This window comes from Paenibacillus lutimineralis (assembly GCF_003991425.1).
Taxonomy (GTDB): Bacteria; Bacillota; Bacilli; order Paenibacillales; family Paenibacillaceae; genus Fontibacillus; species Fontibacillus lutimineralis.
In genome coordinates this window covers 1,212,320-1,238,412 of the sequence record NZ_CP034346.1, presented here as the reverse complement: position 1 = coordinate 1,238,412, position 26,093 = coordinate 1,212,320, and the positions used below count along the sequence as shown (strand labels likewise).

Genomic DNA, 26,093 nt, shown 5'->3' with positions numbered 1-26,093 from the left:
TGCTACCTCTTTATTTAATGAGTTCTGTTGGGTTCATTCCCGTAACCTTCTTGAATAGCGTGCTGAAGTAAGGAACATTCTTATAGCCAACCTGTTCCGCTACCTCATAGACGAGCAAATTCCGTTCCAGCAACAGCTCACGTGCCTTCTCCATCCGTACCCGAGTTAAATAGTTGTTGAAGGTCTCGCCGGTAATATTTTTGAAGATGATCGATAAATGATTCCGGGAAATGTACACTTTGTCTGACAAATCGGCAAGCGTCAAATCTTCAGCATAGTGCTCATGAATATATTGGGTCATGAAGTCGACAACCTGTCTATGCTTGCTGCTTCCTTTCATCTGCCGGCTGTTGCATATCAGTGAGATTTTTGCTGACAGCCATTCCGCCAGCTGTTCGGGCTGGTATAACGTTAACAGTTCTTTGGCAATCTGGTCATTCGTGAATAGATCGTCGAGGAAAATACCTGCCTCATACAAGCAATAGGTCATGATGCCCCACAATTCGCTGCCTAGCATCTGCACATAATCTTTGGAGATCCCATCCTGCTTACCAAGCTCTTCAATATACTCGGCAACGATCTGCTGCGCCTCGGCCTCCTGAACCGTCTTCATAGCATTGGCCAGCTTGAAGGAGAACTTAACCGGGAACAGAGCAACCTGCTCCGAATCTTCTCTCATCTGTCCTTTATACTTGTACAAATCGTAGGAAGGGACCATCCTCTGTTCTCGGCGATCGATCGATCGAAATGCTTCCTCTGTCGATTCCGGCAGCTTCGTCCACTCCCCGCGTATCCTTCCGATTCCCACACAAATAGCTAGCCTTAAGTAGCTCTTGACATTGTCGATCAGCTTGACACCAAGCTCCCTCAACCCATCCTCCAACTGCTCGCAGGAGCTGCCACGCTTGGGATGGATAATCAACACGGCCCTCGTACTATGAAGCTCTGTATACTCGATAATGGGAAATACCTTTCGCGCGACTTCGCAGGCAATATTGCTGATGGCGAAGCGAAACAAATTCCAATCGGACACGGATAACTCATTCGCCCGACCATCACGAACCAGATCGATACCAATCGCCGCATGACTGCAATCAGCCCAATACTGATAAGCCTCCGGCAGATGGGCGCCATCTTGATAGTAACGGTTAAGCGTACCTACTGCGGCAGATCTTACCCACTCCTTCTCGATAAAAGGCTCATAGATCATCAGCTTATGTTTAAGCTCCACCTGGATATTGACTTTCTCTTCCTCTTCAACAAGCTCTTGAATGACTTTATATAAGACGCTCTTTAATGTAGGAACACTGATCGGCTTCGACACATAATCGCTAACATTGAAGCGTAGAGCCTGCCTCGCATGTTCAAAGTCAGAGTATCCGCTCAGGATGATAATTTTCCCACCGAACCCATCCTTTCTTAAATGCTCGATCATATCCAGTCCACTCATCACTGGCATATAGATATCCGTTATGACGATGTCCGGCTGTGTCTCCCGGATCATCTCTAGTCCGTCCTGTCCATTCAGCGCTTCTCCGGCCCACTCCGCATTCAGCTCCCCCCAAGGGATGACCCGCTTCATCCCTTGCAGCACCTGGCGTTCATCATCAATAATGGCGATCTTCCGCACGATACTTACCTCCTTAAGCTATACAAAGATTCATGTATCAGGGTATAAAGTCCGCTATATAATTCAGTTCTAGACTGAAAGATTTATAAGAAGGTCAGCGGTAAATAAACCGCTTTCAAATATTATATTACTTATCGGCATCTCCCATGGGTATAAGAGAGATGCACGATTTGTTTAAAAATAAACCGAAATGTATGAGAGGTACCCTAAGCCGGCGGCTTCGTTAATAGTGGGAGGATAATCTCGACTCTGGTCCCGCCCACTTCCCGATCACGGAGAGTGATTCCATATTCCTCGCCAAAATAGCCAGCGATCCGTTCTCTGACATTGCGGATGCCGTAGCCTCCGGTACGGCGCTTCTGCTGTTCATCAACCGCTCGGGTTAAGCCGCTGCCATCATCATCGATGATAATGAATAGCGAATCTTCATAGGCTGTCAGCTTGATATGGACATAGCCGTGCAGCCTTTTATTGAAGCCATGAACGATCGAATTCTCTACAAAAGGCTGAAGTGTTAACTTCGGAATGAAGAATGGCCGAAGCTCGACCGGTGCATCTATCGCGTATTGCAACCCTCCACCCCAGCGCAATTGCTGGATCTCCAGATAACTCTTGATATGCTCCAATTCGTCGCCAATTGTAATGAAGGTGTCTCCATTGGACAAGCCGATTCGAAACATGCGGCCCATCAGTTCCAAGATCCGACTGAGCTCATCCTGTCCGGCTTCAATCGCCATCCAATTCAACTGATCTAGCATATTATAGAGGAAATGAGGGTTAATATTAGCCTGCAGCGCCTCAATCTCTGCCTTGCGCTGCTGCTCATAACGAAGCTGCACGGACTGGTACAGCTCCTCAATCCGTTCATTTTGCTTACGGTAACCTGAGAACAGATAACCGAATTCATTCTCATAATCAGCAGACAACTCCACATTATTGCCCTCTACTGAATACATTCTCATCGCTGCCACCAATTCTTTGATCGGCTTCGTGAACTGTCTGCTAATATAGTGTGTCAGCAGCAAGACGATCAGGACGGCAGCAATACCAATTAGCGCGATCACCTCGGCCAACCTGAAGCTGTCCTGTGTAATCTGGTTCCAGGACGTCATCTCGATTAGAGTCCAATTGGAATTGTCCAGCTTGGAATACACTAGCAGAGAATCGCCTACATTCGAGTTGGCGCGAATATGAACATAACCGGACTGCTGATCCTTCAGATCAATCCACTTGGACAACTCGTTCTGATTCAGTACATGGCCGATCTTCACAATCTGCTCGCCCGCCGAATTCGTCATCATCCGGTTCGAACCGGCAGTATTCCCTGACAATAGAGATCGAATCTCCTCGGCTTTGATATGGATGACAAGGACCCCTAGAAAGTTATCATCGTACATAATCTTCCGGGCGAAGCTAAGCACGGGAACGTCCCCCTGAAAGCTGGTCACTTCATGCTCACTACTCCAGGCGAAATCATTTTTATCCAAAACATGGGACCATTCCTGCCTATTCAAATCGTTAATATCCCGAAATTGAATGTAGTACTTCGTTTCACCTTGAAAAGGGCGGTCCATATACAGATCAATCCCCTGTATCAAAGGGATCGAGTAGGTCAAATTGGCCAGTGCATTCTGTACGCCAACATATCTTCGGTAGCGATCATATTCATCCTTTTTGTTCATAAGAAAAGTAATCAGTTCATAGTCGCGGGAGGTCGATAGTGAGACTTGCTCGATCGTTAGGAGCCGCGTCGTAATCTCATTGTTCAGCTCATCCAACAACTGCTGCTGGTAGTGTGAGGTAGTCCGCACCAGCGCCTTCGATGAGATGCTATAGCTTGTCCAAGCAATCAAAGCGATGATGATCACGATCACAGCCGAGAACAGATAGAAGAAGAGTCGGTCGATCCTGAATTTCTTAAAAGGGTTAGTCATGCTAGTCTACTTCCTCCAATCACGAAATGAGAAAGAGCGGTAAAGCAGCGAACAAAACTGTTCATCGCTTTACCGCATGTAAGCATAGGGATGATGCCCTTCATTTTATCCTTTAATTCCAGTCGTAGCAATACCTTCAACAAAGTGTTTCTGCAGGAACATGAACACGAGTGTAGCAGGTACGATAGAGACGAGCGACATGGCCAACAATTGCCCCCATTCCTGAGCGGATTGGGAATCGTTAATCATCCGCAGAGCTAGGCCTACTGTATATTTATCAACAGAGTTGATATAGAGTAAGTGCCCCAGGAAGTCATCCCAGTTCCACAGGAAGCAGAAGATCATAACGGTTACGATCGCTGGCTTCGTCAGCGGCATAACGATCCGCCAGTAGATGCCGAACCAGCTACAGCCGTCTATTTTGGCCGATTCATCCAGCTCTCTCGGAATCCCTCGCACGAACTGGATCAGCAGGAAGACGAAGAAAGTTCCGCCAGCACCTGTTGCAAGAAGGTGGGGTACGATGAACGGAAGGTACGTATTCACCCAGCCCAATTTATGAAACAAAGCGTATTGCGGGATAATCAGTACTTGTCCAGGCATCATAATCGTCAGCATTAGCAGAGAGAACCAGAAATTTTTAAGTGGAAAATCCAATCTGCCGAATCCGAATGCCACAAGCGTACAAGATAGTAACGTAACGATCAACACGGCAATTTCAAGCCCGAAGGTATTGAGATAGAAATCAGTAAAGGAATGTCCCGGCACCGAATTCCAGCCTTTTGTGAAGTTGCTCCATTGAGGCACGGATGGAAATATATTGGGCGAGCTCATCTCTGTGTTGTCTTTCAATGCCGCCCCAATCCACCAAAGGACTGGATATACCATCAATAAGCTGAACAGGATCATGAAAATATGACGGAAGGTTGCTTTCCATTGTTTTGTCATTTTCTCTTCTTCCCTCCTGTTTCTTCATAGAATACCCAGTATTTCGAGGTACCTGCGATAATAAGTGTAGCCGCGACGATCATAATGAGCATGATCCAGGCCAGAGCAGAAGAGTAGCCTAATTGATAACGACTAAATGCACGTTCATATAAGTAGAGAGCATAGACATATGTCGAGTTCATCGGTCCTCCGTTCGTAATGACGAACGCGGAGGTGAACATTTGGAATGAGTTGATGACTGCCATAATCAGGTTGAAATACACGATAGGCGAGAGCATCGGCAAGGTAATCTTGAAGAATTGTACGAACTTGTTCGCGCCATCCACTCCGGACGCCTCATACAGGTCGGATGGAATCTGCTTCAACCCCGCCAGGAAAATAACCATCGTCGAGCCAAATTGCCACACGCTCAGCAGTACCAGCGTTCCGAGCGCCGTATCCGGGTTCGTGATCCAGCCCTTCCCCGCAATACCAAATACGGCAATAATCTTGTTGAACACACCGTCTACGCCGAAAATATTCCGCCACAAGAGCGAAACCGCAATACTGCCGCCGATCAGCGAAGGGAAATAGATCGCCGTGCGGTAGAAGGTAATCCCCTTAATCGCCCGGTTAAGCACCATCGCAACCAATAAGGCGAAGATCAGCTTAAGCGGAACGGAAGCCAGCACATACATGAAGGTGACTTTAACAGATTGTACGAATTTCGCATCGGCAGTAAAGATTTGATCGTAATTTTTAAGTCCAATCCAGTTGATAGGTTCCATTAAGGTATAGTCTGTAAAGGAATAATACAAGGATAGAAATAACGGATATGCCGTAAGACAGAAGAATCCGATCAGCCAAGGCGAAATGAATAAATAGCCTGCGATGGGGGCGTTCCATCTACTTAGAAAAGGACGGCGTTTCTTAGGAGTCTTGACCGCAGCTGCGGTGACGGCCGTAGAACTTTTCATATGTGCTCACCTCTTGTAGTCAATTTATATATTAAGTATATAGGCGCCCCAATGGGGACTAAAGGAGAGGAATCCTCGAAATCTTTCAAAATATAACGAAAAAAAGAAGAAGCATTTACGCTTCTCCTTCATATTTGGAAACTATGCAAATTAATAAATCTCTCTACCTTGCTCATCAGCAATGCCGCATCTGCGATAGAAATACGTATTGATCCGGTCGCGCCACTCCTTGGCGTGCTCGGCTTGCTCGGCAAGGCGAGCCGCCACCTGCTGATATAGCCCTTCATCCATACGATCCGCAAGCTTCGCCCATCTGTCCGTAAGCTCGGCAGCCCGCTCTGCCCCTTCAAAGTGCGCATCATAGATATGCTGGATGACCGTCTTGCCAGAGTGCAGCACATGTGTATAAGGCACGTGATGGAAGAAGAGCAGCAGATTGTCAGGACAAGTGTCCAGCGACTCATAGATATCGAAGTTTGCCCCAGTATATTGCGTGGTATACCCCGTGCCCGTCGCTTGAGTCCGGTCTACACCGACCCCTTGCCAATCGGCAAAATGATAGGTTCCCCACATCGAATACTCATATCCCTCGACGTCCGGGCCGTAATGATGATTCGGACTCACCATAAAGCCTACGCCAAGCGGAGCGGTATAAGCCTCGTAAATCCCCCAGGAATCCATCAATAACCGCAGGATTGCATCAACTAGGTCTGCCTCTCTGCCGAAGCTCATACGAATCCATTCCTCTGCGATCTGCTCCGAGGACAGCTCTGGATTCCAGGCCAGACGGCCGTAACCGTACAGATTCGCCTGCGCCAGCAGATGACCGGTCCAGTTAGCATCATTGCCGATATTAGATACAGCAGCAAAACCGCTGTAACGATTTCCATGCAGACTGCCGTCAACAATACGCTTCACTGTCGAGCCCTCGCCTTTGATATGGGTGTCGAAGTCAAGCACTTCTTTCCACTGCGGAACAAGATAGCATACGTGGCGCTGCTGTCCTGTGTATTCCTGTGTGATCTGGAATTCAATCACCTGGTTCGTCGCAGGCATCGCGCCAATCAGCGGAGATACTGGCTCACGAACTTGGAAATCAATTGGACCATTCTTCACTTGCAGAATAACATTCTCCTTGAACTGTCCATCCAGCGGCATGAAATGATCGTAAGCAGCCCGCGCCCGATCTGTCTTCCGGTCGCGCCAATCCTGCTTGCAGTTATAGACGAAGCAGCGCCAGATCACGATGCCGCCATAGGGTTCAAGCGCTTCGGCGAGCATATTCGCTCCCTCAGCATGATTGCGCCCGTAAGTAAACGGTCCCGGACGATTCTCCGAGTCAGCCTTCACCAGGAAGCCACCGAAATCAGGGATCGCTGCATACACATCAGATGCCGCATTGCGCCACCAATCGCGTACAGCCGGTTCAAGCGGATCGGCGGTAGTAAGTCCGCCAATTTCTAGCGGACTGGCATAGTTCACACTAAGGAACAGCTTGATGCCGTAAGCGCGGAAAATATCAGCCACTCTGGCTACATCAGGCAGATATTCCGGTGTAATCAGCATCGTCTCATATTTATGAACATTAACATTATTAATAGAGATCGCATTAATTCCGGAAGATGCAAGCAGCCTCGCATAATCGCGTATCCGCTCCAAATCGCTCGTAATCTTGTTGTCTGCATAGAAGATCGACTTACCGGCATAGCCACGCTCGATGCTGCCGTCGATATTGTCCCATTGATTGACCATCCGCAATGGATTAACTGGATTCTCTAGTATGTCCAGACCGTCAACAGCAGCGCCCGTGCTAAGCAAACGCAACAGATGGAAGACTCCATATAGAATACCGACGGAAGATACCGCGCCGATCACGATGCAGCCAGTCAAGTTGTCTGTTCGAATGACATAACCTTCCTCGCGAACCCTCGAGGAAGTCCCTTCCTGAAATGCTCCATCAATCACAGCACTGCTGCCAAAGATCCCAAGCGCAACACATGGAGATTGTTCTCGGCTGCTTAATACTGCAGGAGCTTGACCGAGCATCCTTTCAAGACCCCGGGTCAGCTCAGCGATGGCAGCTTGGATGATCACGTCACGCTCCGCATGTTCCTCTATCATGATGCGATTATATGGCAAGTACTGCTCGCGTAGATCAGCAGATGGTATTCTACGATACCCGAGCCAGGCCTGATAGCCGTCCCCTGGATGTGGAAATGCAGGTGTACTCATAGGGTAGTCCTCCTAATGCTAAGACCCGGGACGAATCGTCCCGGGCTCCAGCTCTATATTATTTTTCGTATGCCTTAGAAGCATCTTTCAATTGGTCAAAAGCTTGCTCTGGAGTAATCTTGTTGAAGCTGAGCTGATCGCGGACAAGTAGCCAGTCCTTATCGATGAAGTTCGTCCAGCCACCAGCACCTGCAGACCAGGTTTGTCCGTCTGGCTCGGTTGCACGCAACAATTCCAGACCGACTTTATCGACATCACTCATGCTAGCTTCAAGCGCGTTAGCATTGTCTTTGTTCGCAGGCAATCCACGTTGCGTACCCAGAATTTTCGCTGCTTCTGGATCATTCAGGAACCAGTTGATGAATTCCTTCGCTTCAGCTTCATACTTGGTGCCTTCCGTTACAGCTAAATACATGGATGGTTTCAGCCAACCGCCGGCTTCTTCCGAACGAGGCATCGTCACCAAGGAGTATGCCCCTGGATGCAAGCTGTCCCAAGAACCGTAGTTATTGGAGAAGCTCAGACGAAGCAGGATTTTGCCTGCGGCCATCAGGTCCATTTGCGGGTCAAATTCTTTATCTGAAGAGTTCACGTCCGCTGGAGGCACGATCCCTTCCTTGCGCAGCTCTTCGAACTTTCTCGTCCACTCCAGGAAAGTATCCTGATCAATGTTGAATTTGCCGTCATCTGTTATAACCTGACCTTTGCCTTTGCTATACTGGAATGCAGAGTAAGCAAAGTAATCGCCGGCAAAGTCCTTGGTGAAGTATTGACCGCTTGGAAGCTTAGACTTGGAATCCTTAGCCAAAGCGAAGAAGTCGTCCCAAGTCCAGCCATTCTGAGGATTACTGATGCCCAGCTTGTCCATCGCGGCTTTATCATAGATCATTCCATAAGCTACCGATCCGAGTGGAACCGCATATTGTTTGCCACCGGATTGTCCACCGGTCAGCAACTTCGGATCAATCTTGCTTACATCAACTTCCGAGGTCAGCTCAACAAGCTGGCTGCGTGCCGCCCAGTCTGGAGCCCAGCCCGGATCCAATTGAACGACGTCCGGTGCGTTCTTGGCTGCTGCCTGTGTAGACAACTTGTCCAAGTAACCGTCCATACCGGAATATTCAGGTTCAAATGTAACGTTAGGATGATTCTTTGTGTATAGTTCTAATGCTGCCAATGTCGCTTCATGACGTGGTTGTGAACCCCACCACATAATGCGAAGCTTTACTTGCTGATTCCCTGCCGCCGCTGTTGAATCGCCAGCTTTGTCTGATGGCGTGTTGTTCTTTGCTTCTCCTCCGCCACCACAGGCAACCAGCGATCCCAGCAGAGTTGTTGCTGCCAAAACGGTCAGGAAACGCTTCCATTTGAACATCTTTAAACCCCTCCTGTTTTGAATCAATAATTTCTTGCTGCGTTTTTATATTATCAATTCAAGATGAAGGTTCATATAAGAATGATCCACGATTTATTTTAAAATAGCCCGAAAATAACTCATAAGGATACGAATATCTGTAATTAATAGGATTTGAAATGTAATATATTCCAAATAAACTCCCGACATCTATCCTGATTGAAGGTTTCGATCAGATTCTGTCGGGAGACGGATGATTCAAATTACCGATTCTTCTCTCTTTCTAGGGAATCCCACACACCCCATAAGTACATAATGCCTAGTGCACGATCATACAGCCCGTACCCTGGACGACACTTCTCTCCCCACAGATGACGGCCATGGTCAGGACGAGCATAACCGGTGAATCCGTTCTCATGATAAGCCTTAACAACATCCGTGATATCAACGGAGCCGTCCTTGGACCGATGCGAGGTCTCGATGAAGTCGCCATTATCGTACACTCGAACATTGCGAATATGAGCAAAAGGAATGCGGTCCGCATAGGTACGGATAATATCAGCGACATCATTATCACGGCTTGAACCCAAGGAACCAGTGCACATCGTCAAGCCATTGGACGGACTGTCAACGAGATTCAGCATACGACCGATATTCTCCTTATTCGTAATAATGCGCGGCAAGCCGAAGATCGAGTAAGGAGGATCATCGGGATGAATCGCCATTTTAATGCCACTGGCTTCAGCTACTGGGACAATCTCCTGCAGGAAATACTGAAGGTTTGCCCACAGATCCTCTTCCGACACTTGCTTGTAGGCTTCAAACAGCTCACCCAAATGCTGCAGGCGCTCCGGCTCCCAGCCTGGCATAGTTAGTTCCGAAGTGTAGCTCGCCATTCTGCGTACCAGTTCGAACGGGTCGATGTTGTCTACAATCGCTTTCTCAAAGAAAAGCGCTGTCGAACCATCCTCCAATTCCTTGAACATATCCGTACGCGTCCAGTCAAATACCGGCATAAAATTGTAACAGATTACTTTAACGCCGGCCTGTCCGAGCTTCTCAATCGTGCGCTTATAATTTTCTATATATTTGTCGCGTGACGGATGTCCAAGCTTGATATCCTCATGTACATTCACGCTCTCTACGACATCGATGTGAAAGCCATGCTTCTCGATATAAGCTTTCTCAGCCATGATGCGCTCCATCGGCCATTCTTCGCCAGCAGCTAAATCATGCAGCGACCACACGATACCTTCTACACCCGGGATTTGCCGTACCTGATCCAGCGTCACCGAGTCATTGCCTTGCCCATACCACCGGAATGTCATCTTCAAGATTGTTTCCTCCTTAATAATGTTCACGTGTGCAAAAATGATAATACATATTGTTGCTTAAGCCTATTATTGTTCCCTGAGGCGGGTAAGTCAACAGAATTTACAACAAGACAGGGACCATCCCGAAGCCAATGGAAGGCTTTTGGGGATGATCCCTGTTCTAATGAGACGTATGTAATATCAACGTCTTAGCAGTACTATTTCCCTTTGTACATTTGAACGTAGTCGAGCTGTTTATACCCTTTGTTCTTATAGATATTGATAGCGCGTTCGTTCGCTTCCTCAACCTCAAGACGGATTCTTGCTGCTTTTCCCTTATAGGCTTCTTCGATAAAGTCCATATATTCCTTGCCGATGCCTCTACCTTGGAATTTCGGAAGAATGTAAATTTCCTCCACCCAGACAACAAGGCCCCCAGCTTCGTTCGAATAAGTAATCGAGAGCAGGGAGTATCCCGCCTCCTCGCCATCGCACTCAAAGATATAGCCGTCAATATAAGGACTGCCGGCCATTAACTCGTCGAAGGTCTTCCGAATGAAGCTCTCGGGAATGCTGTGTAGCACCGCATCTGAGTGATAGAACTCATTGGACATTTCAACGAAAGCTTCGCTGTCTTTTTGTTCCATTTTTCTAATCATCATTCTGTACCTCTTCGTTAGTATTTGATGGACATGTCCGTTCATCTATTATATTCGACGGATTTGTTGGAATCAAATGGATGCTTCTCCGTTTTACCGCAGGAAACAAACGCTCCCTATATCGGAAACAGCTCCTCCTTGTCGCCGATTTCTTTTCTACACTGACTGCACAGGCCTCTGACCACCCCAAAGTTATTCGCATAAAATATCAGCTTCTTCGCCTGCTTGCATCGGGAGCATTTCTGAGCTAGCTTGTCCTCCTTATTCTTGGCGAACCAGTTCCTCATTCAAGGGCCCTCCTCCATTTCGGGAATCTGCTTCCATAATAACATGAATTTGCCTTGGCTATATTCCTGGCATGCGCTCTGTTATATAATGTGTTATAACTCAGGGCTTGATTGTCCTCTACATCATAATTCAGCAGGCGGGATGAGGCATTGAAACCAATTATCAAAAAAGGAATTACTCTCCGGTTCACCATTTCATTACTAGTCATTGCAGCCATTTTGCTTACGATGTTAACCAGCATTACATCTGCTTTACAGGTTAACCGTACTTCCTTGATCGACAATTATTTGAATAAGAATGAGTCCTATTCTAAAAAGCTGGCTTCCAACACAGATGAGCTATTGAAGACGATGCAGGAGAACATTGCAATGATTGCCTCCATGTCCGTGCGTGAGAGTGAGCTGAATCATCAAATGATTGATGATCTCTATCAGGCTAATAGCGAATATTTCAACTCTATCGTCATTGCAGATGCTAATCGGGTAGTGCAGGCTTATAGCCCGCATAACATTGGAATATCCATTGGGGACAAGTTAAACTCCAAGCAAAGCGAAGAAGCTGTAATCACGAAGACCCCCTTTATCTCCGAACCTTACCGTACGACGAAAACAGGTCGACTGATTATTCTGGTGTCAGCACCTATCGTAGATCATGATGGGACTTATAAAGGATTCGTAGGGGGAACGATCTATCTGGAGGAAGAAAATGTGCTGAGCACGACGCTTAAGAAGCATTTTTTCGGGGACGGTTCTTACGTGTATGTGGTAGATAAAAAGGGAGATTTGATCTTTCATTCGGAGCAAGAGCGGGTGGGGCAGCATATTAAGAATGAAGCCGTACAGAAGGTTATCTCGGGCCAAAGCGGTTCCCAGGAGGTCACGAATTCTCCAGGTAATGTCTTCTTAGTAGGCTATGCATATGAGCCAAACAGTTCCTGGGGAATCGTCTCACAGACTCCTTACGAGGTAATCAATGAACCGTTGCAACAGTTGGTCTATAGGATGCTCCTACATGCAATGCCATTCCTGTTGTTGATTCTGGTCCTTGGCTGGTGGATCGCAAGCCGGATCGCCAAGCCATTGAATACACTGGCACAATTCTCAGACCAAGCTATCCTGAATCCCATGCCTGCCGAGAACATTCCGGACATTCATTCCTCCTATTATGAGGTCAGTCTATTGTCGCGAAGCGTCAAAATAGCGTTGCAGAGCATGAATCAGGATCTAACTTATTTGAGGCATAAAGTGAACATTGACGAATTGACTGGCCTTGTCAACCGAAGAGGATTCGACAGCCTGATCGCCGACTGGATAGAGAGCAAGATCCCTTTTGCTCTAATTCTGTTCGATATCGACCACTTCAAGCAGGTGAACGATACATATGGACATGTCGTCGGTGATGACGTACTGCGCTATTTGGCACAGCAGATGCAACAGATCTTCTCCAACGGGGATATGGCTTGCCGTTACGGTGGTGAGGAGTTTGGTATTTTGATCAGGCATGGCGGACTGGACAGAGCCAAAGCACTAGCAGACCGGCTGCGCGAGCAGCTTGCCTCAACGATAAGTCCGACAGGCCAATCGATTACGGTCTCTTCAGGCATCTCATCGTTTCCGGCCCATGGCCAATCCGCCGAGCAGTTGGTGATGCGGGCGGATGAGGCACTATACTATTCCAAAGAGAACGGTAGGAACCAGACTACTGTATTTACGATCAAGGAATTACAGGAAGTTTGACCACTAGTGTATATCAAGATATTCGAGCCTAAAAATGCAGGTGCAGCGCAAAATTCGCGCTGCACCTGTTGTTCTATATGTCATCCCTGCTGTAATTACCTCCACCCGAACTGAACCGCTCCCGGCTCCTCCCCCCGGATATTAGCCGTGCGATAGAGCAATCACCAGTTATTGCCCGCTACTCTGTTCACCGTGAAGTTCGGGCTCTTATCCTCGCCATAAATCGCGCGAACACCCGGATTATTCACTTTCACATTCGTGAAGCTTGCTTGGCCGACGACCGGACCTTGCCCTTGCTCCGCACTGACTACGAGCTTGATTCCGTAACGACTTGGATTGTTGATGTTGACATTCTCAATGCGAACATTTTGCATCGCCAGATTCTCCGGCGATTTCGTCTGGAACATCAGACCGAAGTATACTGGATTGTTGATATCAATATTCTTGACCAGAATGTTCTTGAAAGCTCTGTCTGCCCCAAAGAACCATATAGCCCCGAAGTTCTGGTATTCGTTAATTTTGTCGTCCGCACCCACACTGGTCCAGAAATCTCCACCTGTTCTGTCCAAGGTCACACCGTCAATCACCGTATCCTTGTCCCCGAAGCCTAAGGTGTTGTACCCGAAGCTCAAGCTGCTGATCGTAATTCCCGGGTAAGTCAGCGTATCCGCGCCATAGAGGTTCTGGAACAGGTTGTCGGAACCTCCGTATACGGCAAATGCCGCTGCGCGTCTAACGCAGGTTGCCGTCAAGTTGGTGTACTTGTTGCCGACATTATAGGAACCTCCCGCATCAATCGCACTAAACAAAGCAAAAGAATCGTCCCCAGTTCCCCGGGCATAATTGTTGTCGATCACATTATAGGAGGAACCATTCGTCATGTTGATCCCGTCTGCGAACATATTTTTGATCCGATTGTCCTTGAATGTGTTATGGGAAGAGTTAACTCCCCAATACAAGCAGATAAAGTGCTCGACCCAAAGATTCTGAAGGGTCACATTCTTCATTCCGTTGCCGTCAATAAATTTGCCGGGTCCGTCCACTCTGTAGACGTAGTTCCCCCATGCGGATAAATCTCGAATCGTAGATCCGTCCGCCGTAGAGCTAATATTAAAGCCGACATCGGTATTGGTCTGATTCTTCGGAGCTACCAGCTTCGTATGCCAAGGGCCTGCGCCAATAATCTCCGTCGCTCTTCCATACAGGAATATCTTGCTATTGATCGTCCATTCGCCTGCGGGGATGAAGATTCCCTTCTTCGTCTGATCCTGTCTGAATTCATTCAGAGCCTGCTCAATGGACTTGCTGGCAGACACCTCGACATATTTGCTAGGATCAGGATTGGTAGCTGGCGGTGCGACGTTCTCCGTCTCCAATAGATCGACATAGATCCATGGTACGTCTCCGTTATCCTTCTGGATCTTGATCTTCGTTCCAGCAGGGAACACTTCATTCAGCAGCAACTGTGAATCCTCATAGAGCCAGTAGGCAGTCAAACCTGACCCTGGTTGATTGTCATATCCCAACTGACCCAGTGTGCTTGGGGTTGCGTATACATGAGAGTACTTGGAAGTTACCGTAAAGGTACCTTTCTTCACGTCGTTCGCATAAATGCTAACGGTTCCTGTTGTATTCTCGGCCACGGAACTACGAAGCACAAATGCGTTAGCCGGGGAGGTTAATGTGAACTCTACATGTTTCCCCGTACTATCCAGGTAGACCGCCGAGCGGCCAGAAGCTTCACCTGCATAGTCGCCAGGCTTGGAGTTCGGAGCTAGAATCGTTCCGTTCGTCTTGTTCGCAGGCGATTCCGCCTCAATGATCGTAAACGGCATATTCGCGCCGCGTCCAATGTACAACCCGCTGGTGCTAACATTATTACCTTGCTTCGCTGGAATTTCATTAGCATCTGCAGCAACCGTAGCTGTCACAGAATAATTGCCATTTGCAGCGGTCCACGTGCCCAGCGATACATTAGCCGATCCTCCTGCTGATATGCTGCCATTATATGTTCCGGTTAAGGAGCGTACGGTATTCCCCGAGCTATCCTTCAGCACAAGTGTAACGGCATGTGCACCACTAGAGCTGGCGATATTGCCCTGATTCTTCAGATTGACAGAGAAGGTTACTGTATCCCCAGCACTAGGATTACCCGGCGACCAGAGGGCTGCTGCGATAAGATCGGAGCTTGGAACCTCGCTTACAACCAGAGGCGCCAGGCTCACCAAGCTGTTGTTCGTCTTGTCCCACTCCACAACCGTGTTGCTCTCATCAACGACGGCGCTAACCGTATAGGAGGCAGCGGTCTTGGCGCCTATATCGACGGATACGTTCTGAGAAGCGCCCTGAGCCAATGTGCCAACGGCAGCTGTCCCCGCCAAGATATTATTTAAATAGAAGTTGACCGATGTTGCTGGCGAAGATGCTGTTCCGACATTCTTAACGGCAGCCGTTAAAGTAATTGGTGCAGTCTCGTTCGGCGAAGTTGGACTCCACGATAAACCGGAGACCGTAAGATCCGGACTTGGGGCTGGCGTACCCAAGATCTGAAATTCTGCCACCTGCCCAGCCGAAGATCCCGTATTGCTCGTAAAGACGAGACGTACTTCCGCGGCGGTTGCTGTAACCGGAATCGTCACCGTATTGCCTGTAGCTGGATTGAAAGTGTACGGCGCTGCTGAGACCAGGTTGACGAAGCCGGAAGCATTCTGCTCCCGTCCGAGCACCTGGATCGTCTGTGTCCGGGTACCCCATGCAGAGGATGGATTCAGCTTCAGTACAATCGAGGTAATATTCGCATTCGCGCCTAGACTGGCGGTTAATTGGTTTGGATAAGAGTTCGGCGCTCCTTCCCAATAGGTACTCGTGTCTCCATCATTAGCATTGGTCGCAATAAATGTATGAACTGTTGAAGAGGCAGTAATCGGTTTGTTCAGAGCCAGATTGCTGCTGGAGACCACTTCACCTACACGTGTAACGGTATTGCTCCGCGGTGAAGAATTGCCCGCAGCATCCTTAGCGATGACATAATATGTGACAGTAGCAATGGAAGGCTGGTTATCCGTAAAAGTAAGAGTTGAACCGTTCACTGTACCTCTAAGCTGATCGTTTGCGTAAATCTCATAGCTCTGAGCACCTGTACTTCCTGTAGAGGCATTCCAGGTTAACAATATCGTTCCAGGCGTAGGCTGTGAATATGCTAAATTGACAGGTGCCGTCAGCGGCTCCGTGCCCGTATTGCCCGGCTTGAAGTTAATCCAGTTCAGATTGAAATCAGGCCCGCCGGCATACACGCGCAGCGTCTGCTGGCCTTGAGTTAGCGTCACCGTCGCCGTAACGGTCTGCCAATTTTGCCAACCTCCCGTATTAGGAACTGTGGTCGTAGCCAATATCGTCTGCCCAGAGCGCAGCTGGATTTCTCCTGTATTCGTATTGCTGGCGATGCGGTACTCAACCGTATAGGTTCCCGACTCTGCAACATTAACGAAGTAATCCATCCAATCTCCGGTATGGATCCAGCCGACATTCAAGCCACCGCCAGTATCAGAGGTGGACTCTGTTTGCACGCCAGACATGGCGTCCCAAGCTTCAGCTTCAATCTTGCCCGGGATCGATTTCGCCGTCGGTACGGAAGCACCATACACCTCAACCTCAGACAATTGAGCCGCTGGCCAGCCTGTATTTGCTGTAAAATGAACTCTTACATATTGCGTATTCGTTGAAGGGAAATCGATCGTGACCGAATTGCCTGTAACGGGATTAAATGTGTAATCTGCTGAATTGGAAAGATTGAAGAAATCCGTGCCGTTCGTGCTGCCTTGAATGGACAAGGTTTGTGTTCTTGTCTCCCAGCCAGCCGGAAGCTTAAGCACAACCTGTTCAACGTCCACTGAGCTGCCAAGAGGAATCTGGATCCATTGCGGAAATGCATTATTCGTACTCTCCCAGTAGGTTCCTTGATTCTCATCTACAGCATTACTAGCCACGTATACATCTGCATAGCCACTAGCGGTTACACTCTTGCCCGCTGCAAGGTTCGGACCTGTTGCAGCAGAAGCTTCGATATGAAGTCCGATACTGGAAAAGAAGGCTGAGAAAATAATAGAGGCCATCAACAACCAAGCGACAAACCTATTTCGCATCTTGTTCCTTCCTCCTAACAGAGTAATATTGTAAATCACTCACTCCGGACACTACATGAATCGAATTCAATTGACAGCGCTTCCGAAACTATGGTTTATTGCTTTATCACCCCTCCATTTTCCGCAAGAATAATTGGCGCAATTTAATCTTAATTCTACATTTTGGAAATTTTAAGGTCCAATTCAACACTTGTTATGTCTAATTCTATGGATTTGTCCAATCGTAATATTAACCTAATCTGACTTACGAGATTCCGTCTCTTAACATATCAACGAAGTTCTGTGCCGCCTTGGACAAATAATGATGCTTGTTCCAGATCAACCCGACAGAAGTGGACAGGCCATTGCCAGTGATCTCATAGGCATGTATCGGATATCCGGGATGACGGCGAAGAACAGTCTCGGGAACGATCGAAGCTGCGAACTCGGAAGTCACCAGATCGAGCAGCAAGGGGACATCCGAGCATTCCCCAACGAGATTCGGCTGCAGTTGATGCCGGGAGAAGGACTCCAGGATGGAATAATACACACCCAGCCCTTCGGTACTGGGTAGAATAAGCGGACAAGCTTGAATGTCAGCAAGAGAGACCTCTTCCTGTTCATACGGTGGCCGCTGCGCGGAGGTAATGAAATAGAACGGCTCAGTATGAAGATGCAGAACGGAGAAATGCTCCAGCTCCAGCGGCAAGCGGATAATCGCCAGCTCGACGATACGCTCCTCCACTAATTTGCATAGATGAGATGACTCATTTTGCTGGATTTTATAGGTGACCTTGGGGTACAGCTCTTTAAAACGGTGCAAAATATCCGGTAAGCCATCCACCGAGAAGGTATTGATCCCGATCGTCAGCCTTCCGTTCACGCCATTGCCTACCTCCCTCACTTCCAGCTTGGCCTCTTCCATAAGCTGCGTCACTTGCAGAGCATATTTATATAGCGCCTTGCCCGCCTCTGTCATCTCCAGGAACTTCCCGCCTCTCTCCACTAACCGTGAGCCAAGTTCCTCCTCCATCGCTCTCAGCTGTTGACTTAACGGCGGTTGAGACATATGAAGCCGATTCGCTGCTGCAGAGATTTTCCCCTCTTCTACGATCGCAATAAAATAACGTAGTTGCCTAATATCCATTCTCTATATCTCCCTTAAGCAAAATTTGAGTATATGATAATCCTTCAAAAAGATAACTTTATTAATATTATCCATATAGTTATCTCTATGTTAGCATATGGGTATACAAAAACCAGAGGAGGCGGATAAGAATGGCCGATCAAGCCTATTGGCTTACGAACGTGCGCCTGGAAACTGGATATCGCTGCGAAGGCGGCGCAATTACAGGTACAGCGACCGATATTTTTCACATTCAAATTCGCGATGGACTCATATCGGCAATTGTTCCGGCCGATACTCCGCTGGAAACTCAATTGCCTAAGCGGGAGGCGCATCAGCATCTGTTGCTCCCCGCATTCAGGGATATGCATATTCACCTGGATAAGACGTACTATGGCGGCCCCTGGAAAGCGCCAACGATTCCTAGGAAGGGGATCCTGACCAGACTGGAGGAAGAGCAGGAGCTGCTCCCACGCTTGCTGCCAGTGACAGAGGAACGGGCGGGCAAGCTACTTGACTTGCTGCTTCAATCGGGTACAACGCATATTCGTTCACATTGCAATGTAGATCCTGTCATCGGCCTAAAAAATCTGGAAGCAATGCTTAGAGTAGCAGAGGCTTACAAAGATAAAGCTTCCATCGAATTCGTCGCATTTCCACAGCATGGACTGCTGCGCAGTGGCTCTGTCCCCCTCGTAAGGGAAGCGCTTCGCAATGGAGCCTCCCTCGTAGGCGGCGTCGATCCCGCAACTCTTGATGAGAATATAGAGAAGTCGTTGCAGGCGATCATGGAGCTGGCCGTTGAAGCCGATGCGGATATCGATCTGCATCTGCATGATCCAGGGCATCTCGCCATCTTCACCTATAAACGCCTGGCCGCACTAATCGAAGAAGCGGGTTGGCAGGGAAGAGTGACGCTCAGCCATGCTTTGGCTCTGGCCCACATCCCGCATGAAGAAGCCGCAGAGGTTGCGGAACTGCTTGCGCATCAAGGGATATCCATCACTTCCTCAGTTCCACTAGGAAGGACGATCCCGATCCCTCTTTTACATGAAAAAGGTGTAAATGTCTCGCTTGGCGATGACAGCATCACTGATCACTGGTCCCCGTTCGGGAAGGGCGATGTGCTGGAGAAGGCCGGAATATTGGCGGAACACTTCAATCTGAGCGATGAACGGTCACTGGGACAAACTCTGAAGTTCATTACCGGGGGCATTACCCCACTTAATGAGACAGGACAACAAGTATGGCCGCAAGTCGGCGATGCTGCCAATCTCGTTCTCGTAGATGCCAGCTGTTCCGCAGAAGCAGTTGCACGACGAGCGAGAAGAGTAGCTGTCATCCATCAAGGAAATCCGGTAACCGGTTCACTATAATCAATCCATATCCAGATAAATTTGAATGACAAAGAGAGGATGAACAAAGATGAGTTCAACATTTTGGTTGACGAATGCCCGCCTGGAGAGCGGCTTTGAGACAGAGCAGGGCGTTGTCACGGGTACACGAACAGATCTATTCCACTTATTGATTCAAGACGGGATCATCGCGAAGATTATACCTTCCAGCGAGGTCATCCATGATGGTCTGCCGCAAAAGGATGCTAAGCAGATGCTGATCCTACCTTCCTTCATCGAGAAGCACTGCCATTTGGACAAGACGCTGCTGGGTGACCGGTGGAGAGCTGTTACTCCCGTAAGAAGTATTTTCGAACGACTAGAAATCGAAAAGAAAACCCTCCCTGCAGTGGAAACGCCTACTTTACAACGCGCAGAGAAGCTGCTCGATATTTATCAGAGATCCGGCGTTACTCATGTGCGCACCCATGTCGATATTTACCCAGAAATGGGTCTTAAGAATTTGGAGACGGTGAAGGAAGCTCTGATTACCTTTGAAGGTAAACTAACGCATGAGATCGTCGCCTTCCCGCAGCATGGATTATTTGCATCCAAAGATTTGCTTAGAGAGGCGCTGCGCCAAGGGGCAAGCTTCATCGGCGGGGTGGACCCGGCAACGGTGGACGGAGATATCGAAGCATCGCTACAGCTTATGGTTGAGCTGGCCGTTGAGGGCAATGCCGGAATTGATCTTCATCTGCATGATCCTGATCACTTGGGTGTGTTCACCATGAAGAGACTAGCTCAGTTAACGAAGGAAGCTGGCCTGCAGGGCAAAGTTTCCGTAAGCCATGCCTATGCGCTTGGAGATATTACCCTTGCTCAAGCTGAAGCAATGGCTGAAATTCTAGCGGACGCAGGAATCTCGATTATAACAAGTGTACCTATCGACCGGAAATTCCCACCTGTCGGCCTATTGGATCAGAAGGGCGTATCGGTCGCCGTCGCCTGCGATAACATCTTTGATGTCTGGTCGCCTTTCGGCAATGGGGACATACTGGAACGGGCTGGCCGCTTGGCTGAGGTGTCCGGCTGGGTGGATGAACGCGCATTGGCTAAGACGCTCTCGTATATTACCGGCGGGAAGACCCCGCTTAACTATCAAGGGGAACAGGTCTGGCCGCGAGTTGGGGATGAAGCGAGCCTCGTCGTCGCCACCGCTTCCTGCTCCGCAGAAGCGGTGGCTAGAAGATCGAAGCGGATCGCTACGATGTACCAAGGAGAAGTTGTATCTGGCGAACTGTAAATACAAATTAAGAAACTGCCAAGGGCGTTAACCCCTGGCAGTTTCTTTATTTTTGCATGATTTATTTCGTGTATCCTTTGAAAATACGATATACCACTACGGCTGCTTCGGCACGGGTCGTATTCTCAAGCCCAGCGAAGCGAGTCTCGCCTCGACCTTGCATAATACCGATTGCAGCTACCTGGGCAACTGCAGCCCTGGCCCAATCCTGGATCTCTGCTTGGTCAGCATAGGCTGGAAGGGATGCTCCCACACCCTCAGTTACTCCCAGGTGCTTCAGCACTCTGGACAGAATAACTGCCATTTCGGTACGGGTAATACTCTGATCTGGCGAAAACGTATTATTCGCGTAGCCATTGATCCATCCGGCAGATACTGCGGCCTGAACTGCGTCATAGAACCAACTTCCGGACTGAACATCGCTGAACTGAGTCCCGCTGTTCTCAACCTTGCCAAGCTCTAGCGTTCTTACTAATAAGGAGACGAATTCAGCGCGCGTCACCTGTTTGCCAGGCGTGTACTGATCCGCACTCGTTCCCGTAACGATATCCTTAGAAGCGAGCACTTCAATTTCATTAGCTGCCCATGGATACTTCGTCTTCGAGACATCTATAAAGGAGATATTCTTGGCCATGAACATATAGCGGCCGAAGCTGTTCAGACGGGATACCACTTTGCCGTCAACCAGGCGGGCAGTACGACCGTTCAGTTCTCCTTTATCCCCAATCTTGAATAGATTGATCTTCTCGCCGTTAAAGTCGCCGTTCTGGAGTGTCTCCAGTGGTATTGAAACTTCTACCGGCTTGCTTAAGGAGATATTTTCGATAATCTTCCCATCTTTATCAAGGACTACGAAGTCATAATATACACCAAATGCTTTAATTATTGAGCCTAATTGCAGCCCCTTCAATAAAGCCTCTGTATCTTCCTTAGAAGCAATACTTCCTTGCACAAATGCGGCCTCTGGCGAGGTGATCGCACCCGCCGGAATCGTTACTGTCAGACCGCCTTCAAGCTTCAGAACTGTCGGCTCGCCAGCTTTGATCGCTTCCTTGACAGTACCTTTTGCTGGAGGGGTGGTTGGCGTTGTTGGAGCAGTTGGTGTTCCACCACCGCCGCCACCGCCACCGCTGCCGCTTCCTCCGCCAGTGTTTCCACCACCAGAGCTCGACTCGGTCACGGTAACAGAAACAGTCGCCTTCAGACCTTCAAAAGTAACTTCAATAGTAGTGCTGCCTTTCTTCTTGCCTGACACAATGCCTTTCTGCACAGTTGCGATCTCGGCGTCGCTTACTGTATATGCCGCCTTCTCGGTTACGTCGTTAATCGAACCGTCCGGCGCTTTATAAGAGACCGATACATTACCCGTAGTACCTGCCTTGATGGATAGAGACTGCGGTGATACTGACAATTCCGCCTGTTGAACAGGCTTAATGGTCAGCTCAATTGTATCGCTCACCTCAACCGGAATTTCTTTGCCATCCCGATCCAGCAGTTCCAGATTTGCTATTTTGAACGAATACTGTCCTGCAGGCGCTCCGCCAAAACCGAATGAAGCTAACGAACCTGTTCCTCTATATCCATCAACATCATTCAAACGGATCGAAAACTCGTGTCTGCTTAAATCAGGATCATATTCATACACTGCATTTGTAACGGTCAGCTGAGCTTCTGGATTGTGCTGGGCCTGATGCTCTGCCAGCTCGGTACTCGGTGTAACTTCCACATCTGTAAATGTATTGCTGTATAACAGATCAAATTTAGCCGAATAGACGGCATCGGTTACGTCAAATGCTACATCTAATGAGAATGGCTCATTCGGCTGAACCTGGACCGGACTAATTGCCGGAGCTACCATGTTAGTCAGTTTATAATCGACGATATGGGCTGGATCAATCAACCCGTTGCCTGCAATATCGTATACATAAACCTCAAAGGAGTTGTCCCCCACAGAAATCGGTACTTGAATCGTAAAGTGCCCCGTATCATCGATTTCTCCATCAACTACTTGCCCTTTATCGCCATCATCGTACCAGGCAGCAACCCCAATCACATCATTTATTTCAAGACCAATGATGTCCTTGAGTTGGATTAACAAATCATCCGTAACTTGGCCGGAAATTGTTGCAGTCAGATTGCCTTTATCAACGACAATACCCGGATCGTCCAGCTTAGATACAGGAGCTTTCGTATCGATGATAAAAGGAGTAACTTGAGACTCGACAGGAACAGGATCATCCAATAAGCTGCCTGCAAATGGTACTAATAAATACAAATCATCCGACGGATTCACTAATTGACCCGATGGTGCAGAGAAAGATCCGTTCCAATTACTTACATTATAAGTTCCAGGCTCGATTCCATCCTCGTCGGTTTCAATGACAGTACCCAACCATTCGCCTTCTGCCGAAAATACATCTAACGAGAAATATTCAGTAAACTGGGTAATCGTAAATCTTATAGTGCTTGTATCGGAATGCGTATCGCCATTCGGCGAGAAAATATTCGGGTTCAGTTCCAAGTTAGTAACAACCTCAGCTACTGGAGCTTCACCGACATAGACAGCAATCGGCAATTGAATAACATGGCCGCCTGCTTCTGTCAAGATCAGTTCACCTTCATAACGCTGTTCTGCTGCATTAGCCGGAACGGTAGCTGTAACTGTAAAGGACTCCTCGCCGCCTGCAGATACATGAACTACAGCTTTCGATGTTGTTAATGTAATAGGAGAAGATCCATACCACTTAGTGCTAACCGAGTAGGATGAAGCCGCATTAGCAACATCCTTCACTACCACCTTACGGTCAGCGCTCTCGCCGTAATTAATATAACCGTAGGAGAGGCTACCTGTATGATAGAGAGCTTCAACTCCATCCTTAACGGCAGTTGTCTTCGCCTCTACCCCAGCGACTGCTTTCGCATTCAACACGTTATTCAGATCAACTCTTCCGGCGCCCTGATCCATATGAGAGTATCGTTCATTGTTGCGGTCGGAGAGTTTAACGGCATTGTTCATGAGCAGTGACTTAATATCATACTGATCCAAATTAGGGTATTTCGCTTTCAATAACACTGCTGCCCCGGCAATATGTGGAGCTGCCATGCTTGTACCATTCTGTGCTTCATACCATCCTTCATATTCGGTCACACTGGAGCGAATACCAATGCCTGGTGCAGAGATGTCCGGCTTAACCGCATAGGAAGGTTTGGATGGACCACGTGAACTGAAGCCTGCGATAATATCCTTTTCAATGGTTGTCGTGAAATTAACTTGTAAGCTTGGTTCAGCATCGAGTTTAGCCTTTATTTGATTACCGTATGTGCCCGAAAGAGCGTACACCGGAATTGTAATATCGGCATTGCCTAATGTACCGCTTTCCAATGCTTCTGGCGCATTGTTGTATACAATTGCTGCGGCAGCCCCTGCATTAATTGCATTCACTGCTTTATCGGTAAATGACAATTCACCACGTTTGATAAATGCAATTTTTCCGCTTAAGTCTTTTCCTGTATAGTCCTCAGGCTTGCCCAAGCCCACATCAACAAGCAGATATGAACCTGTAAGATTCTCAATACCTTGGGATTTATCAAAGGAATCCACTTTGTATTCTCCATCTGAGCCAACGATCTTCAGGATCGGAGTCACTAACGGAGGCTTCGATGCGCCTACGGAAATCACCAGTTCGGCCGTTCCCGGATCAGTTACTGTAGCGTCAGCTGGGCCGCTGTTGCCGTTGGATACAACGGTAATCGTACCTGTAGCCATCGCATTATTCACAGCTACTGAATCGGCAGATCTCTCATTATTCGTCTCCGAGCCGAGTGACAGGTTGATGACGTCCATTTTTTCCTGTACAGCTCGCTCAATGCCCGCAATTACATTTGCTGTTGAACCGCTGCCATAAGGTCCAAGCACCTTGTAAGCGTGGACTTCCGCTTCTGGGGCTATGCCTGTAATCCCTGGTTGTCCTTCATGGCCCACACCACGACCCGCAATAACTCCAGAGACATGACTGCCGTGTGAAGTCCAGTATGGTCTACCCGTTACTGGATGATATTCAGGTGTATTTTCATTCTGTGCTTTTTCAGCCTCATAATCTGCTCGTGTGGTCTCATAAGGATTGTTATCATTATTGACGAAGTCATAACCCAGATTATTAGGGTCTACTGCATCGGCAAGGTCAGGATGATCATGGGCAATGCCAGTGTCAATTACCCCTACCTTGATTCCGGCTCCTTTAACACCTTGGTTCCAGAAAGCTTCACTGCCGATAAACGGCACGCTTCCTTCCGGTGCAGCAGTGGAATCTCCACCCGGCTCCTCCAAAGCATATACTGTGTTATTCGGATAAATTGCTTTTACACCGGAAATATTCAGCAAATCTTTGACTTGATCCGCAGCAATCTCAAGCGCGAATCCATTGAATACTTCGGAATATTCACGATCAATATCCACATTTAATCGTTTAGTCGCTGATTTCTTGAAAGTATCCTGCTCTATCTTCACTTGCAGTTGATGTGAAATAGCAGCCGCACCGATCCGCAGATTCTTATGACTCGCTTCAAAAACCTTCACCGGTTCGGATTGTAGTTCTACGATAACGGAAATGCGTTCTGTACTATCTGAGAGGGGAACATAGTTCTGTGGTTGAATCGCTGCCTTGTCAAGACTGTCTATCTTCTCAATTTGCAGTCCATTGGCCTGCCGCTTCGCTGATTTCAACGTATCCGTCTTAGACGGCTTCTCCAGCGTTACGTTCTGATCCAGGCTGCTCACATCAAGCGATATGGCCTTCGGATCTAACTTCGAAATGATCTTCTTGGCTCCGCCCGTATCCGGCGAAATACCTTCCTGCGCTCCTACTGCTGGCAATATTAGCGTGAAGGCTAATAAGAAGCTCAGTAAACTACCAACAACTCTCCTCTTCAAGCACTCTCATCTCCTTCAAATAATATATTGTATGCGCTAACAAAGTTGTGTTTTATAGTAAATTCTATATTTCCTACAATTTTCCTTCTATTATTACAACTATATTTATCGGGATAATAGACTAAAATCCGACGATTCTCTCCTTTTCTAGCTATTAAATGAGCTTGTTCCTTGTCTAAATATGAAAACCAGGGCTTTGCTGGACATATTCAGACAAAAAAGCCCA

Annotated in this window: 15 protein-coding genes; 3 read left to right on the top strand and 12 right to left on the bottom strand. The window is 48.1% G+C overall.

Annotated elements, in window-relative coordinates; translation table 11 throughout:
• Nucleotides 1-10: 10 nt before the first annotated feature.
• From EI981_RS05235 to EI981_RS28940, 9 genes are all read right to left on the bottom strand, one after another.
• A complete protein-coding gene (locus tag EI981_RS05235) occupies nucleotides 11-1,630 on the bottom strand; it encodes a response regulator transcription factor (RefSeq protein ID WP_126996055.1) in 1,620 nt (539 codons plus the stop codon).
• 206 nt (nucleotides 1,631-1,836) lie between these two features.
• Nucleotides 1,837-3,564, bottom strand: a complete 1,728-nt coding sequence (locus tag EI981_RS05230) for a sensor histidine kinase (RefSeq protein WP_126996053.1) — start codon at nucleotides 3,562-3,564, stop codon at nucleotides 1,837-1,839.
• A 105-nt stretch (nucleotides 3,565-3,669) separates the two neighbouring features.
• Nucleotides 3,670-4,512, bottom strand: a complete 843-nt coding sequence (locus EI981_RS05225) for a carbohydrate ABC transporter permease (RefSeq protein ID WP_126996051.1) — start codon at nucleotides 4,510-4,512, stop codon at nucleotides 3,670-3,672.
• Entirely contained in the window at nucleotides 4,509-5,468 is a 960-nt protein-coding gene (locus EI981_RS05220) for a carbohydrate ABC transporter permease (RefSeq protein ID WP_126996049.1), read from the bottom strand. Before EI981_RS05220 ends, EI981_RS05225 begins: the two co-directional genes overlap by 4 nt.
• A 150-nt stretch (nucleotides 5,469-5,618) precedes the next feature.
• Entirely contained in the window at nucleotides 5,619-7,700 is a 2,082-nt protein-coding gene (locus EI981_RS05215) for an alpha-glucuronidase family glycosyl hydrolase (protein WP_126996046.1), read from the bottom strand.
• Nucleotides 7,701-7,758: 58 nt separating this feature from the next.
• Entirely contained in the window at nucleotides 7,759-9,075 is a 1,317-nt protein-coding gene (locus tag EI981_RS05210) for an ABC transporter substrate-binding protein (protein WP_126996044.1), read from the bottom strand.
• 242 nt (nucleotides 9,076-9,317) lie between these two features.
• On the bottom strand, nucleotides 9,318-10,388 hold the full coding sequence (gene uxuA / locus EI981_RS05205; protein WP_126996042.1) for a mannonate dehydratase: 1,071 nt from the start codon (nucleotides 10,386-10,388) through the stop codon (nucleotides 9,318-9,320).
• A 197-nt stretch (nucleotides 10,389-10,585) separates the two neighbouring features.
• Entirely contained in the window at nucleotides 10,586-11,029 is a 444-nt protein-coding gene (locus tag EI981_RS05200; RefSeq protein WP_227011702.1) for a GNAT family N-acetyltransferase, read from the bottom strand.
• Nucleotides 11,030-11,142: 113 nt separating this feature from the next.
• The gene (locus EI981_RS28940) at nucleotides 11,143-11,313 is read right to left on the bottom strand and encodes a hypothetical protein (protein WP_162616090.1); all 171 of its coding nucleotides are present in this window, start codon (nucleotides 11,311-11,313) and stop codon (nucleotides 11,143-11,145) included.
• 150 nt (nucleotides 11,314-11,463) lie between these two features.
• On the opposite strand from EI981_RS28940, the gene EI981_RS05195 reads away from it, so the two are divergent.
• Nucleotides 11,464-13,050, top strand: a complete 1,587-nt coding sequence (locus tag EI981_RS05195; protein WP_126996039.1) for a sensor domain-containing diguanylate cyclase — start codon at nucleotides 11,464-11,466, stop codon at nucleotides 13,048-13,050.
• 161 nt (nucleotides 13,051-13,211) lie between these two features.
• Here the strand turns inward: EI981_RS05195 and EI981_RS05190 are convergent, their stop codons facing one another.
• Both EI981_RS05190 and EI981_RS05185 read right to left on the bottom strand, forming a co-directional pair.
• Nucleotides 13,212-17,192: a carbohydrate-binding protein gene (locus EI981_RS05190; RefSeq protein ID WP_227011701.1), complete on the bottom strand. Its 3,981-nt coding sequence runs from the start codon at nucleotides 17,190-17,192 to the stop codon at nucleotides 13,212-13,214.
• Between the two features lie 244 nt (nucleotides 17,193-17,436).
• The gene (locus EI981_RS05185; protein WP_126996037.1) at nucleotides 17,437-18,318 is read right to left on the bottom strand and encodes a LysR family transcriptional regulator; all 882 of its coding nucleotides are present in this window, start codon (nucleotides 18,316-18,318) and stop codon (nucleotides 17,437-17,439) included.
• A 131-nt stretch (nucleotides 18,319-18,449) separates the two neighbouring features.
• Here EI981_RS05185 and EI981_RS05180 point away from each other — a divergent pair, with 131 nt between their 5' ends.
• Nucleotides 18,450-19,673, top strand: coding sequence for an amidohydrolase (locus tag EI981_RS05180; RefSeq protein ID WP_126996035.1), 1,224 nt, complete (start codon nucleotides 18,450-18,452; stop codon nucleotides 19,671-19,673).
• Nucleotides 19,674-19,722: 49 nt separating this feature from the next.
• Complete coding sequence (locus EI981_RS05175; protein WP_126996032.1) at nucleotides 19,723-20,937, top strand: amidohydrolase; 1,215 nt, start codon at nucleotides 19,723-19,725, stop codon at nucleotides 20,935-20,937.
• Between the two features lie 61 nt (nucleotides 20,938-20,998).
• Here EI981_RS05175 and EI981_RS05170 read toward each other — a convergent pair whose 3' ends face one another.
• The gene (locus EI981_RS05170) at nucleotides 20,999-25,867 is read right to left on the bottom strand and encodes a S8 family serine peptidase (RefSeq protein ID WP_126996030.1); all 4,869 of its coding nucleotides are present in this window, start codon (nucleotides 25,865-25,867) and stop codon (nucleotides 20,999-21,001) included.
• Between the last annotated feature and the right edge of the window lie 226 nt (nucleotides 25,868-26,093).

Bases quoted from the DNA above. Each gene is read 5' to 3' on its own strand.
- EI981_RS05185 (WP_126996037.1), bottom strand. From the start codon at position 18,318: ATGGATATTAGGCAACTACGTTATTTTATTGCGATCGTAGAAGAGGGG.
- EI981_RS05200 (WP_227011702.1), bottom strand. From the start codon at position 11,029: ATGATGATTAGAAAAATGGAACAAAAAGACAGCGAAGCTTTCGTTGAA.
- EI981_RS05210 (WP_126996044.1), bottom strand. From the start codon at position 9,075: ATGTTCAAATGGAAGCGTTTCCTGACCGTTTTGGCAGCAACAACTCTG.
- EI981_RS05190 (WP_227011701.1), bottom strand. From the start codon at position 17,192: ATGCGAAATAGGTTTGTCGCTTGGTTGTTGATGGCCTCTATTATTTTC.
- EI981_RS05175 (WP_126996032.1), top strand. From the start codon at position 19,723: ATGAGTTCAACATTTTGGTTGACGAATGCCCGCCTGGAGAGCGGCTTT.
- EI981_RS05225 (WP_126996051.1), bottom strand. From the start codon at position 4,512: ATGACAAAACAATGGAAAGCAACCTTCCGTCATATTTTCATGATCCTG.
- EI981_RS05180 (WP_126996035.1), top strand. From the start codon at position 18,450: ATGGCCGATCAAGCCTATTGGCTTACGAACGTGCGCCTGGAAACTGGA.
- EI981_RS05230 (WP_126996053.1), bottom strand. From the start codon at position 3,564: ATGACTAACCCTTTTAAGAAATTCAGGATCGACCGACTCTTCTTCTAT.
- EI981_RS28940 (WP_162616090.1), bottom strand. From the start codon at position 11,313: ATGAGGAACTGGTTCGCCAAGAATAAGGAGGACAAGCTAGCTCAGAAA.
- EI981_RS05215 (WP_126996046.1), bottom strand. From the start codon at position 7,700: ATGAGTACACCTGCATTTCCACATCCAGGGGACGGCTATCAGGCCTGG.
- EI981_RS05220 (WP_126996049.1), bottom strand. From the start codon at position 5,468: ATGAAAAGTTCTACGGCCGTCACCGCAGCTGCGGTCAAGACTCCTAAG.